A 12,523-nucleotide genomic window follows, 5' to 3' on the forward strand; every position below is an offset into this window, starting at 1 on the left:
GAGCAGCTGATCATTCCGCTTTTTGGCGGCTATGAAGCCTGATCTGCCTGCGGGGGCGATGATCCGGATTGCCAGGCATCATTGCGTCAGAATGGGCGATCAGCTGATGACAATCGGCTCAGAATACCTGCGGAACCTTTCAGAAGCTCAGAACCTGCTGGATGAATATGAGGCATCGATCCGGAAATAGGGATTGATTTTTCAGGAACAGAATCAGAAAAAAGGCTCCGGATTATTTCTCCGGAGTCTTTTCGAGGGAAGGCGGACTGATCAGATTCCGGAAGCACCGTAGTTAGAAAGATAGCGGGCACTCGGATCGGTAACCTGGCATCCTTTCCAGGTCTGGTTCGGAAGCCAGTAAGCAGGAATCATATCATCCATGCCTGGATAGAATGATTCGAAGATATCACGGTACATCAGGGATTCCTTGGTATAAGGAGGGCACCACGAGTATTTCCGGCATCCTTCTTCAAAGGCCTGATCGCTGTATTTCTGTTCCGCGAACTCTTTGAGATCATCTGCGAGGGAATGACCGACTGCATCACTGAAGGCAGCTTTGTCGCGGAAGAGGATATCTTTCGGAAGAATCTCATCTTTTTCGAATGCATGTCTCAGCAGATACTTGCCCATATGGTAATGGTTGCGCTTCAGCTCCGGATCGATGCTCATGACATAGCGGACAAACGCCAGATCTCCGAAGGGGACACGTCCTTCCATGGAATTGCTGGAAATGCAGCGGTCTGCACGAAGCACATCATAGTAATGCAGCTCCCGGATGCGCTTTTCCGCTTCCAGCTGGAATGATTCTGCATCTGGCGCAAAATCCGTATATTTGTATCCGAAGAGCTCATCGCTGATCTCTCCGGTATAGAGCACATGCACATCCGTGGTTTCATGAATCTTCTTGCAGAGCAGGTACATGCCCATGCTGGCCCGGATCGTCGTGATATCCCAGGTTCCCAGAACCCTGATCACTTCCGGCAGGGCATCCAGAACTTCCTGCTTCGTCATCGTGATCTCGGTATGATCGCTGCCGATATATTCAGAGACTTCTCTTGCATACTTCAGGTCGATCGCATCAACATCCATGCCGATCGCAAAGGTTCTGATCGGCTTGCTGCAGGCTTTCTGCGCAATTGCGCAGACCAGCGAGCTGTCAAGACCGCCGGAGAGCAGGAACCCGATCGGGGCATCCGCATCCAGACGCTTCAGAACCCCATCCGTGAGCTTGTCATGAATCTTCTTGCATGCGGTCTCCAGATCATCGGAAGAAGTCTCTTCCGCATGCCAGATGGTCGTATAAGGAATGAATCTGCCATCTTCATAATACGTTCCCGGAGGGAATGCATGAATGTCATGCGCAATCGGCATCAGACTTGCCGGCGTGCTGCCGAAGCAGATCTTTCCGTTCTCGGTATAGCCGTAGAACATCGGCCGGATTCCGATCGGATCGCGACTCGCGATGAAGGAGTCCTTCTTCGCGTCATAGATGACCATGGCATATTCGCTGTCCAGATGATTGAACATGCCAGTTCCGTATTTCTCATAAAGAGGAAGAATGATCTCACAGTCGCTGTCCGAACGGAAGGCGTATCCTTCCGCTTCCAGTTCTTTCCTGACTGGTCTGAATCCGTACAGCTCGCCATTGCATACGACATACGAACCATCTTTCTCAAATGGCTGCATTCCGGTTTCATCCAGTCCCATGATGGAAAGTCGCTGGAATCCGAGAATGCCTTTTCCTTTCAGAACTATGATCCTGCCCATATCCGGGCCGCGGTCCTTCAGTTCTGCCAATCCTTTTTCAAATGCTTTCTGATCCGTTTTCGGATCGGTTGTTACCAGTATTCCGCACATATCTGACCTCCGGAAAAAACAAACAGTCCTTCATCCCTGATACTTGGGACGAAGGACTGTACTCCGCGGTGCCACCCAGATTACCGGCAATGCCGATCACTTTTTGCCTACTACCATAGCCAAGCAGTTTGCTAACGGGCTGCCTCCGTCGGGTTCTACTAGAGCATGCACTCGTTCGAGCCGAAGCTCCGAGGGGTTCTTTCACCAGGTCAGCAGGCAGGGTTCTCACTGTTCCGCTGCTCACTTTGCTGCTTCAGCTGGATACTTTTCCTCATCATTGCTGTTGCGTTTGTTATAATTATTTTTCAGAAACATGTCAAGCATTTTCTGAAAAAATTTCGCTCAGTGATTTCCAAGTTCTTCTGCCCGATGAATGCACTTCTCATCCGCTTCATGGAATACGTTCTTCAGGTTCTGGTCTTTCAGAGACTGAATTGCCTCAATCGTCGTGCCGCCTTTCGTGCATACTTCATCGATCATATCTGCCAGCGGCTTTGTTCTGTTCTCCTGCAGCAGCTTTCCGGAACCGATCATCGTCTGCACGATCAGCGCCCGGGCAGCTTCTTCATCAATGCCGCGTTCTACCGCATCTTCCATCAGACACTGCACCACATAGTAGAAATAAGCAGGGGTGCTGCCATTGAGCGCTACTGCTTCGGTCAGCTGCGATTCCTTCAGCGTGCGGGCAAGCCCCATGCTGGAAAACAGCTTGAATACGAAGTCATAATCATCTGCCGGGCAGTTCTCTGACATGCAGAGAGCGGTAGCCCCTTCCCCGATCTGCAGCGGCGTATTCGGCATTGCCCGGATCACCGGAACCTTGCCGAGTTTCTCCTGCAGATGGCCGATGGATACGCCGGTCACGATGGAAAGCAGGCACTGGATGTCTGCCCCTTTCAGATGATCCAGCACTTCTTCAATATGCTGAGGAGTGACTGCCAGCAGTACGATATGGCAGCTCTCTGCCACTTCTTTCTCGCTGTTCAGCTGCGTGAAGCTTTCTTCCTGACAGAGCTTCGCCGTGCGGACAGAGGGGTCATAGACCGCAATCTCATAGCGTTCCACGTACTCTTTGGTTGCAGCTCCTCTGGCAATGGCAAGCCCCATATGTCCAAGACCGATAAACCCGATCGTGAATCTGCGTTTCTGTTCCATAAGAGAATACCTCCGATAATGCCTAAGTATAAAACGGAATGCAGGCGTGATGCAATTACGCTAGAATAGTTCCGGAGGACGCCTATGTATCTCATTTCCTGCTGGATTGAACATCCTGTCCGGCAGATCGATCAGCCATTTACATATACTTCAGACGAACCTGCAGAATGCGGTATGCGCGTTCGCGTGAACTTTGCTCACCGCGAAGTGACAGGATTTGTGGAATCGTGCGAAGAAACCGATGAAACTCTTGAGCAGGCCGAGGCCAGGCTGCACTGCCGTCTGAAACCGGTGCTGTCTGTTCTCGATCAGGAAAGCCTGATCACTCCGGAACTCCATGACCTTGCTTTATGGATGAAGAACACGACGCTTTCGACGACGATATCTTGCTTCCAGGCAATGCTGCCGGGAAAGATCAAGCCCATCACCAGCAATGCCAGGGTCGTCATGGAACACTGGGCAGTGCTTTCCGAGGGAGAGTTCAGTCTGACTCCGAAGCAGCTGGAGGCTTTTCAGTATGTGAAAAACCATCAGCCGCTTCGCTACAGCGATCTCAGAAAGCAGTATCCGAACCAGGCCAGAGCGCTGATCGAAAAGGGTGCCATTCATCTCGAGACAAAAGAAAAAGAAGCAGCAGAAACTGTTTCGGAACATCCTTCAGAGCCGCTGCCTCTGACGAAAGACCAGCAAAGTGTCTATGATGAGATCAGAACGAGTCCGGATATGGTTTTCCTGCTGCGCGGAGTTACTGGCAGCGGCAAGACCGAGGTCTATCTGCACCTGGCGGAAGACGCGCTTTCAGAAGGCAGGCAGGTGCTGATTCTCGTGCCGGAGATCAGCCTGACCCCGCAGATGATTGAACGCGTCAGCAGCCGCTTCGGGACAGAGCTTGCCATCTACCACAGCGGCCTCAACCCCCAGGAGAAATATGAGCAGTACCGCATGGTCCGCTCCGGCCGCGCCAGAGTCGTGGTCGGCACGAGATCTTCGGTATTTCTGCCATTTCAGAATCTCGGACTCATTGTGATGGACGAAGAGCAGGATACGTCTTACAAACAGGAAAATCAGCCGGCTTATCATTGCCGCGATATCGCCATTCACCGCGGTGCCTATCATCATTGCAAAGTCGTCCTCGGCTCAGCGACACCGGCTCTGGAAAGCTATGCCAGAGCCCTGAAGCATGTCTATCATCTGGTCACGCTGGATCATCGGATCAACGATACCCTGCCGGAAGTCACGATTATCCCTCTGAAAGAAGCTATGAAAAGAGGGGAGTCGTATATCCTCAGCAATGAACTGAAGCAGAAGATCCAGGAACGGCTTGCCCGCCATCAGCAGGTGATTCTCCTATTGAACCGCAGAGGCTACAGCACTTCGCTGCGCTGCTGCGCATGTCAGGAAGTTCTGATGTGCCCGCATTGCGATCTTGCATTGTCTTATCATCGTCAGGAGCATCTGCTCAAATGCCATACCTGCGGCTATCAGATGCGGGTTCCCGCTGTCTGCCCATCCTGCGGAGCCCGGGAAGGCTATTCTGCCTACGGCTTCGGCACGGAGAAACTCGAGCAGGAAGTGCAGGCTGCTTTTCCTGAAGCTTCGATTCTGCGCATGGATGCAGATACGACCGGCAGGAAGAATGCCCATGCGAAGATCCTGAATGCCTTCGGCCGGCATGAGGCAGATATTCTGCTCGGAACCCAGATGATTGCCAAAGGACTGGACTATCCGGATGTGACGCTGGTCGGCATCCTGAATGGAGACGAAGGCCTCAGCCATACGGACTATCGCAGCTGTGAGCTGACGTTTGATCTCCTGATGCAGGCATCCGGCCGCAGCGGCAGAAGCGAAGAACCGGGCGAAGTGGTCCTGCAGGTGTTCGACCCCGATCACTATGCCGTGCAGTGTGCTGCTCATCAGGACTATGACACCTTCTTTGCCAAAGAGATGCAGTTCCGCCATGCGGGCATGTATCCGCCGTATACGTATCTGATCGCAATCACGGTATCTGATGCAGATGAGGCTGCCGGAAACCGCACCGCGCTCTGGCTGAAGAATTCTCTGCACGGGACTTACAAGACGATCGGCGTGATCACGCTTCTGAAAATCCAGGATCGCTTCCGGTTCCGGATTCTTCTGAAGGGCAGAGATCTTGAAGAGATGAGAAAAGACGTACGGGCATTATTCCGTACGGAGGAATACAGAAAGGCAAAGGACATCCGGATCGATGTGAATCCGATGACCCTGGACTGATATGGAAAGTGCAAGAGCTTATGCCTGGAAGGCATTGAACCGCATCGTTCTGGAACATGGCTATGCAAGTCTGATCCTGAGAGGAATGGAGGGCTATTCCAGAGAAGACCGTTCGCTGATCAGCGAGATCGTCTACGGAACGCTGCGCAATTACACAAGACTCAGCTATCAATGGGAAGACCTTGCTTCGCATGTGAAGCAGAAGACGGCAGTACTTCTGAATATGAGTGTGTACCAGCTGTTCTTTCTCGACCGCATTCCGGATTATGCTGTGATCAATGAGGCGTGTTCTCTGGTTTCAGAAAAAGAGAAGGGATTCGTCAATGCCGTACTTCATAAGGTGCAGAAGCGGGGCATGATCGCCCCGGAGTTTCATGATGAACTGGAACGGATGGCATTTGAGACTTCTCATCCGCTCTGGTTATTGAAGCTGTGGAGCGCGCATTACGGGATGGAGAATGCAGTGAAGATTGCCGAAGCAGATCAGCAGAGGCCAATTGTCTACGGCCGCCGCAATCCGCTGAAGATCAGCCGGGAAGAACTGTTCTCAGACCGGAAGGTTCATTTTCTGGAAGCAGACTGCTTTACGTATGACGGCATCCTGACGGAAACTTCGTGGTTTGATGAAGGGAAGGTGCTCATCCAGGATCGGGCCTCGCAGGCAGTCGGACGGCTGCTGGAAGCGGAACCAGGCATGTGCGTGCTGGATGCCTGTGCAGCCCCTGGCACCAAGACCCAGGAGATTGCCTCTGAGATGAAGAACCAGGGAATGATCACAGCCCTGGATCTCCATGAAGAGCGGGTGAAGCTGATTGAACAGCTTATGGTGAAGACCGGAGTCTCGATCGTTTCCTGCCGAGCAGCGGATGCCTCGAAGCCGATTATGGGAATGGAGCCGGAATCCATGGACCGGATTCTCGTCGATGCGCCATGTTCGGGGCTTGGCGATCTTTCGCATAAGCCGGAGATCCGCATGCATGTCACGCCGGAGAGCCTGGATGAGCTGACGAAGCTGCAGGCTTCGATTCTCGAGAATGCGGCTGCGTATCTGAAGAAGGGCGGCAGAATGGTGTACAGCACGTGCACGCTGAATCGCAAGGAGAATGAGAACCAGGTGAATACGTTTCTGAAACGGCATCCGGAATTCGAGAGGATCTCAGAAAAAACCTGGTTTCCGTATGAACTGGAAAGTGATGGCTTCTATGCGGCAGTCCTCACCAAAACGGGGAGTGCTATGGTAAAATAAATAACACTTATGCAGACTATCTATGATTTGACACCGGACCAGATGACGGTAATGCTGAAGGAACTGGGCCAGAAACCATATCGGGCAAAACAGCTGTATACCTGGCTTTACCGCAAGCGGGCAGAAGATTTTTCCGAGATGACGGATCTGCCGGCATCTCTGATTGAGACGCTGAAAGAGCGCTACTGCATCATGCCGGTGAAGCTGCTGGAGAAGCAGACTGCCAAGGACGGCACAGCGAAATATCTGTTTGAACTTCAGGATGGCTCGACGATCGAGACCGTCCTGATGCATTTCGTGTTCGGTGAAAGCGTATGCGTGAGCACGGAAGTCGGCTGCAGCATGGGCTGTGCATTCTGCGCATCTGGTCTTCTGAAGAAGCAGCGCAATCTGACCGCTGGCGAAATCACCGGGGAGATCATGTATATCCAGAAAGAACTGGATGCCGAAGAAAAGCGGGTTGACAATGTCGTGCTGATGGGAACCGGCGAGCCATTTGACAACTATGACAATATCATGGATTTCTGCAGCATCATCAACAGCGACCATGGCCTTGCCATCGGCGCCAGACATATCACGATCAGCACCTGCGGCGTCGTGCCGAAGATCCGCGAATTTGCGGCTGGTCATTATCAGTACAACCTGGCGATTTCCCTGCATGCGCCGAATGATGAGCTGCGCCGGCAGCTGATGCCGATCGATCAGGCTTATCCGCTGCCTGAACTGATGGCGGCACTGAAGGAATACAGCAGCCAGAACAACCGGCGGCTGACGTTTGAATATATTCTGCTGAAGGGCGTCAATGACAGCGATGCCATGGCCATTCAGCTGGCAGATCTGATCCGGGGCATGAATGCCTATGTGAATCTGATCCCTTATAACGAAGTCGATGAGAATGGCTTCCGCACGACGGACGCGAAGACGTCTCTGCATTTCTATGACGTGCTGATGAAGCATGGCGTGAAGGCAACGCTCCGCACCCGGCATGGGGAAGACATCGATGCGGCTTGCGGACAGCTGCGTGCGAAGCATGAAGGGAAGCTTCCACAGTGAAATACTACGGGATCACTGACCGCGGCAAGCTCCGCCGTTCCAATCAGGATAGCTATGTGATCGCCACAAACCAGACCGGCGATGTTTTTGCGATGGTCTGCGATGGCATCGGCGGCGGCAAGGGCGGCGATGTGGCCAGCCGGATCGCCGTATCGTATTTCTCGATGGCATTCTCGGAAAACGAAGGCTTCAGCTCGGCAGAAGAAACCGAAGCCTGGGTGAGAGAACAGGTGGATTCCGCCAATGCCAGGATCTTCGAGACCGGCAGGAATATGCCGGAACTGCATGGCATGGGCACGACCCTCAGCGGCGTGCTGATCACGAAACATGGCCGATATGTTGTCAACATCGGTGATTCCCGGACGTACAGCTATACCTCCGCCGGATATTTCCGNCTTCTGACCGAAGACCATACGCTGGTCAACGATATGCTGAAACATGGAGAGCTCACGCCGGAGCAGGCAGAGAAGTTTCCCCGCAAGAATGTGCTGACCAATGCGCTGGGAGTCTGGGAGAAAGTTCATGCAGACATTTTCGTGCATAACGAAGAACTCAGCGGATTTCTGATCTGCAGCGATGGGCTGCATGGCTATGTGGAAGAATCCGTGATCCGCACGATCGTGCTCGACCGTGAAACCGATCCTGCACTGCGGGTGCGCCGGCTGTATCAGGCAGCGATGGATGCCGGCGGCTATGACAATATCACTGCCATCCTGATTGACCTGGAAGGAGACGAAGCCCATGAGCAATTCTAAGAATCTGATTGCCAACCGCTATGAAGTCTTCCAGCATATCGGCCAGGGCGGCATGGCCGATGTATTTCTAGCCGTCGATACGATTCTGAATCGTCAGGTCGCGATCAAGATCCTGCGTTCGGAACTTTGCACGGATGCGGTTTCCGTGCTGCGCTTTGAACGCGAAGCCCAGGCGGCGACCGCGCTTTCGCATCCGAATATCGTCGAGATCTATGATGTCGGCGAGTATAAAGGCCACCATTACATCGTGATGGAATACGTCCCCGGAAAGACGCTGAAGAAAGTCATCCAGCAGAGGGGTGCATTGCTCAAGGAAGAAGCAGTCGACATCATGAAGCAGCTGCTCTCGGCTACTGCGGAAGCTCATCGCAGAGGGATCATCCACCGCGATATCAAGCCGCAGAACGTCATCGTGAAATCAGACGGATCAGTGAAGATCCTTGACTTCGGCATCGCGCTGGCCAAAGGATCGATACAGCTGACCCAGGCAAATAATGTCATGGGCTCGGTCCACTACCTTGCCCCGGAGCTGGCAAGAGGCGAAAGCGCAACGGCTCAGTCCGATATCTATGCCCTTGGCATCGTTCTCTTTGAGATGCTGACGGGAGATGTTCCATTCAAGGCAGACAGTGCCGTTCAGGTTGCGCTGATGCAGATGAAGAATGAAATGCCTTCTGCCCGCGCCATCAATCCTTCGATTCCGCAGTCTCTGGAAAATGTGATCATCCGGGCAACTGCCAAGGATCCGGCTCAGCGCTATCGTTCCTGCAATGAGATGCTGGAAGACATCCGCACTTGTCTCAGACCGGAGCGGCTGAATGAACCGAAGCTCTATCTGCCGAAGGTGTCTCATAAGAGTCTCGAAGACCTCGAGGAAGAGAAAGAACCAGTCCGTACTCCTTCCAGAAAGAACCGTCCTGTCAGGGAAGAAACCGAAGAACCATCCCGGGTATCTCATCCTGCCGTCGGGAAGAAACCGAAGGGCAACAAGCCGCTGTTCATCATTCTGATCGTGCTGCTCTGCCTGCTTGGCGTTTCGGGAATCTATCTGGCACTGAATGCCAGCGGCATTCTGAACCCTGCCAGCAAGGAGCGGGAAGTTCCGCAGCTGATCGGATTGACGCTGGCGGATGCCAGAACGCTCTGCGAAGAACAGGATCTTGTCCTGAATACCGATAATGTCACTTATACGCTGACAGAAAATACCGAGAAGGGACAGATCATTTCCAGTTCTCCGGATGGCGGCACTACCGTCGAAGAAGGAACGGAAATCACCGTGACCGTCTCCAGCGGCATCGGCGTGACGATGAAGGACTATTCCGGCTGGAATATCAATGATGCGATGAATGACATTGCACAGAATTATCCGAGCATGCAGGTGAAAACGGAAGAAGCACAGGATGACTCGAAGACTCCCGGAACCGTGATCTCGCAGGACGGCATGGCCGCCGGAACGATGTTCAATCCGGAAGCAGCGAGCGAAGTGACGCTGGTCTATGCAAGCTATCCGACGATCACGATCCCGGATGACCTGAATGGCAAGACCATTGAGGAAGCCACCGCAGAGCTCGAGGCCCTCGGGGTCAAGGTGCTGACTTCGAACCTGGACACGTCCAGCCTGACTGAAGAAGAGATCGGCAACCTGCAGACTGGTGTTGTGATCAATTCCGATCCGCAGGCCGGAAGCGAATTCACGCAGAAAGAAGATAACTATGTCATTCTGTATTATTATTGAGAAACAGGGGAACGAATGAGAGCAAGGATTGTCCGCATCCTTTCCAAGGACTATACGCTGCAGATGGAAGATGGCACCCGCATTCTCGCGGTTGCTATGGGCAAAGTACGGCTGCAGGATAAGCCGGTCATCGGGGATCTGGTCGACGCTGTCTGCCGGGATGGCGTCTGGGGCATTGAATCGATCGAACCTCGGAAGAACCATCTGATCCGGCCGCGCTGTGCCAACATCGATCAGGCGCTCATCGTCATGAGCGTGAAGGATCCTGATTTCTCGTGCGTGCTGATTGACCGCCTCTCGTTTCTGATCGTGAATGCCGGCATTGAACCGCTGCTGTGCGTAACGAAGTGCGACCTCGGTATCACGGAAGAAACCGAAGCCCGCATCCGCGAATATGAAGCTGGGCCGATGCGCGTCATCCGAACGCAGAAAGATTCGCTTGATCCGGAACTCGGATCGATTCTGAAAGACAAGGTCACCGTGCTGACCGGCCAGAGCGGTGCCGGGAAATCCACGCTGCTCAATACGCTGGATCCGACGTTTCATCTTGCAACCCAGGAAATCTCGAAAGCCCTCGGCAGAGGCAAGCACACGACCCGCCACAGCGAGCTTCATCCGGTGGCAGGGGGACTGGTTGCAGATACGCCGGGCTTCAGCTCCCTGGATTTCTCGAAGATGGATGAAACGGATCTGGCTGAGTCGGTGCTGGAATTCCGCCCGTATCTCTCGAAGTGCCGCTTCAATGACTGCGTGCATCAGAATGAGCCGGGCTGTGCCGTGAAAGAAGCAGTGGCTGCGGGGAAGATCCCGCAGGTACGATATGAAGATTATCTTGGTGTCCTGGAAATGATCCAGGATCGGAAGGAGACTTACTGATGAAACAGACGCTGATTGCACCATCTGTGCTTTCCATGGACTACAGCCGCATGGAACAAGAGACAAGGGAACTCAATGAATCCGGGGCGAAATGGCTCCACTTCGATGTCATGGACGGAAGCTTCGTGCCGAACCTGACCTTCGGACCGGATATCCTGAAAGGATTCCGCAAAGCAAGTGATCTGTTCATGGATGTTCACGTCATGATCAATGATCCGGAGTTCTTCATGGACCGCTTCTATGAAGCAGGGGCAGACAACTATACGTTCCATGAAGAAGCAGTGAAAGACAAGGCGAAGATCGTCACGATGGCAGAACACGCTCATGAACTCGGAAAGTCCGTCGGCATTTCAATCAAGCCGGCAACCCCGATTGAATATCTGAAGCCGTATCTGTCTCTGTTCGATGTATTCCTGATCATGTCGGTGGAACCTGGCTTCGGCGGCCAGAAGTTCAAGCCTGAGAGTGCTGACCGCATCCGCACGCTGCGCGGCTGGCTGGATGAAGCGGGACTCTCTTCCCATATCGAAGTCGACGGCGGCATCAATGCCGAAACCGCGAAGATCGTCAAGGAGGCCGGTGCGGATGTGCTCGTGGCTGGTTCCTATGTGTTCCGCAGCAATATCAGAGAGGCAGTGAAGTCGCTTGAATAAGGCGGCAGTCCTCGTTCTGAAAAACGGCACTTCCTATACGCCGGAAGAGCCTGCTGATTTCATCGGCGTCGATCGCGGTGCGCTGACGCTGGCTGATGCCGGCATCCGCATGAGCCTTGCGGTCGGCGACTTTGATTCGGTTCAGGAAAGCGATGTCAGCAGAATCGAAGCATATGCTGAGGAAGTGATCCGTCTCAATCCGATCAAGGATGACAGCGACAGCGAGCATGCGGTGCGCACTGCATTGGCAAGAGGCTATGAGCATCTTTACATCACTGGTGCACTGGGCGGCCGCATCGACCATGAATTAGTGAATCTGAGGCTGGCATATCTGTTTCCAGGCAAAGTGATCCTGGTATCCGGCAGAAACCGCATCCGGGCATTGCTGCCTGGCACTTATGAACTGAGCGCAAAGAACCATGGCTTCATCTCGTTCTTTGCGGTCTATCCGGCAGTGATCAGCCTGAATGGATTTGTCTGGGATCTGGATCACCGTACCATCCGGTTTGAAGATCTCTACGGATTATCGAACCGGATCTCAAAAGAAAAAGGAATTGTCACGGTTCATGAGGGCACTGTGCTCATGATCCGTTCAGAAGACTGAAAGGAGAAACAGATTGGTAATCACAGAAGAAGCACAGCAGATGCTCAGAGAAGCTCTGAGCCAGCATCCGGGCACGCTTCTGTCCATTGAGCAGACGGAAACCTGCCATGGCAGATCGATTGCGCTGATGCTGAGAGGAGAAGACGAAGAACTGAACCGGATGAAAGTGAGCGGGATGACCGTGTTCATGGACCCGGAAACCGACGCGCTTTCTCAGAACTTCCGCCTGTTTGTGACGGATGGCCAGCTGATGCTGGAGAATCCGGATGCCTGCGGGTGCTGCGGCGACTGCGGCGGAGATTGCGGCTGCGCATAAAAAAAGCTTCCTTGCGGAAGTTT

Annotated in this window: 12 protein-coding genes and 1 other annotated feature; of the genes, 10 read left to right on the forward strand and 2 right to left on the reverse strand. The window is 53.3% G+C overall.

From position 1 onward, the window contains the following. The first annotated feature begins 31 nt into the window (after positions 1 to 31). Complete coding sequence (locus FYJ51_RS00245) at positions 32 to 190, forward strand: hypothetical protein (RefSeq protein WP_154502007.1); 159 nt, start codon at positions 32 to 34, stop codon at positions 188 to 190. Between the two features lie 80 nt (positions 191 to 270). Here FYJ51_RS00245 and asnB read toward each other — a convergent pair whose 3' ends face one another. Together asnB and proC are read right to left on the reverse strand one after the other, a co-directional pair. Then, positions 271 to 1,857: an asparagine synthase B gene (gene asnB / locus FYJ51_RS00250; protein WP_154502010.1), complete on the reverse strand. Its 1,587-nt coding sequence runs from the start codon at positions 1,855 to 1,857 to the stop codon at positions 271 to 273. 41 nt (positions 1,858 to 1,898) lie between these two features. Beyond that, positions 1,899 to 2,144 (reverse strand) — a binding site (T-box leader). 55 nt (positions 2,145 to 2,199) lie between these two features. Beyond that, a complete protein-coding gene (gene proC / locus FYJ51_RS00255; RefSeq protein ID WP_105303608.1) occupies positions 2,200 to 3,012 on the reverse strand; it encodes a pyrroline-5-carboxylate reductase in 813 nt (270 codons plus the stop codon). Positions 3,013 to 3,096: 84 nt separating this feature from the next. Here proC and priA point away from each other — a divergent pair, with 84 nt between their 5' ends. The 9 genes from priA to FYJ51_RS00300 all read left to right on the forward strand — a co-directional run bounded on the left by priA (position 3,097) and on the right by FYJ51_RS00300 (position 12,500). Beyond that, entirely contained in the window at positions 3,097 to 5,262 is a 2,166-nt protein-coding gene (gene priA / locus FYJ51_RS00260; RefSeq protein ID WP_105303609.1) for a replication restart helicase PriA, read from the forward strand. 1 nt (position 5,263) lies between these two features. Further along, complete coding sequence (rsmB, locus tag FYJ51_RS00265; protein WP_154502013.1) at positions 5,264 to 6,508, forward strand: 16S rRNA (cytosine(967)-C(5))-methyltransferase RsmB; 1,245 nt, start codon at positions 5,264 to 5,266, stop codon at positions 6,506 to 6,508. Positions 6,509 to 6,517: 9 nt separating this feature from the next. Further along, positions 6,518 to 7,561 carry a 23S rRNA (adenine(2503)-C(2))-methyltransferase RlmN gene (rlmN, locus tag FYJ51_RS00270; RefSeq protein WP_154502016.1) on the forward strand — a complete coding sequence of 348 codons (1,044 nt, stop codon included), beginning with the start codon at positions 6,518 to 6,520 and terminating at the stop codon, positions 7,559 to 7,561. Further along, entirely contained in the window at positions 7,558 to 8,316 is a 759-nt protein-coding gene (locus FYJ51_RS00275; RefSeq protein WP_277084479.1) for a Stp1/IreP family PP2C-type Ser/Thr phosphatase, read from the forward strand. Before rlmN ends, FYJ51_RS00275 begins: the two co-directional genes overlap by 4 nt. Beyond that, positions 8,303 to 10,051, forward strand: coding sequence for a Stk1 family PASTA domain-containing Ser/Thr kinase (gene pknB / locus FYJ51_RS00280; RefSeq protein ID WP_154502019.1), 1,749 nt, complete (start codon positions 8,303 to 8,305; stop codon positions 10,049 to 10,051). The genes FYJ51_RS00275 and pknB overlap by 14 nt, the downstream gene beginning before the upstream one ends. Positions 10,052 to 10,066: 15 nt before the next feature. Further along, a complete protein-coding gene (rsgA, locus tag FYJ51_RS00285) occupies positions 10,067 to 10,927 on the forward strand; it encodes a ribosome small subunit-dependent GTPase A (RefSeq protein WP_154502022.1) in 861 nt (286 codons plus the stop codon). After that, positions 10,927 to 11,580 (forward strand): ribulose-phosphate 3-epimerase, encoded by a 654-nt coding sequence (rpe, locus tag FYJ51_RS00290; protein ID WP_105303615.1) that lies wholly within the window; start codon positions 10,927 to 10,929, stop codon positions 11,578 to 11,580. The genes rsgA and rpe overlap by 1 nt, the downstream gene beginning before the upstream one ends. Then, positions 11,573 to 12,184, forward strand: coding sequence for a thiamine diphosphokinase (locus tag FYJ51_RS00295; RefSeq protein ID WP_154502025.1), 612 nt, complete (start codon positions 11,573 to 11,575; stop codon positions 12,182 to 12,184). Before rpe ends, FYJ51_RS00295 begins: the two co-directional genes overlap by 8 nt. A gap of 13 nt (positions 12,185 to 12,197) precedes the next feature. Then, entirely contained in the window at positions 12,198 to 12,500 is a 303-nt protein-coding gene (locus tag FYJ51_RS00300; RefSeq protein ID WP_105303617.1) for a hypothetical protein, read from the forward strand. The last annotated feature ends 23 nt before the right edge of the window (positions 12,501 to 12,523 follow it).

Origin of the sequence: Stecheria intestinalis, from assembly GCF_009696165.1 — a bacterium.
GTDB lineage: Bacteria > Bacillota_I > Bacilli_A > Erysipelotrichales > Erysipelotrichaceae > Bulleidia > Bulleidia intestinalis.

What these genes read in the sequence shown, in the direction of transcription:
- priA (WP_105303609.1), top strand. Translation starts at nt 3,097, where the DNA reads ATGTATCTCATTTCCTGCTGGATTGAACATCCTGTCCGGCAGATCGAT.
- rsmB (WP_154502013.1), top strand. Translation starts at nt 5,264, where the DNA reads ATGGAAAGTGCAAGAGCTTATGCCTGGAAGGCATTGAACCGCATCGTT.
- FYJ51_RS00245 (WP_154502007.1), top strand. Translation starts at nt 32, where the DNA reads ATGAAGCCTGATCTGCCTGCGGGGGCGATGATCCGGATTGCCAGGCAT.
- asnB (WP_154502010.1), bottom strand. Translation starts at nt 1,857, where the DNA reads ATGTGCGGAATACTGGTAACAACCGATCCGAAAACGGATCAGAAAGCA.
- proC (WP_105303608.1), bottom strand. Translation starts at nt 3,012, where the DNA reads ATGGAACAGAAACGCAGATTCACGATCGGGTTTATCGGTCTTGGACAT.
- rlmN (WP_154502016.1), top strand. Translation starts at nt 6,518, where the DNA reads ATGCAGACTATCTATGATTTGACACCGGACCAGATGACGGTAATGCTG.
- rsgA (WP_154502022.1), top strand. Translation starts at nt 10,067, where the DNA reads ATGAGAGCAAGGATTGTCCGCATCCTTTCCAAGGACTATACGCTGCAG.
- rpe (WP_105303615.1), top strand. Translation starts at nt 10,927, where the DNA reads ATGAAACAGACGCTGATTGCACCATCTGTGCTTTCCATGGACTACAGC.
- pknB (WP_154502019.1), top strand. Translation starts at nt 8,303, where the DNA reads ATGAGCAATTCTAAGAATCTGATTGCCAACCGCTATGAAGTCTTCCAG.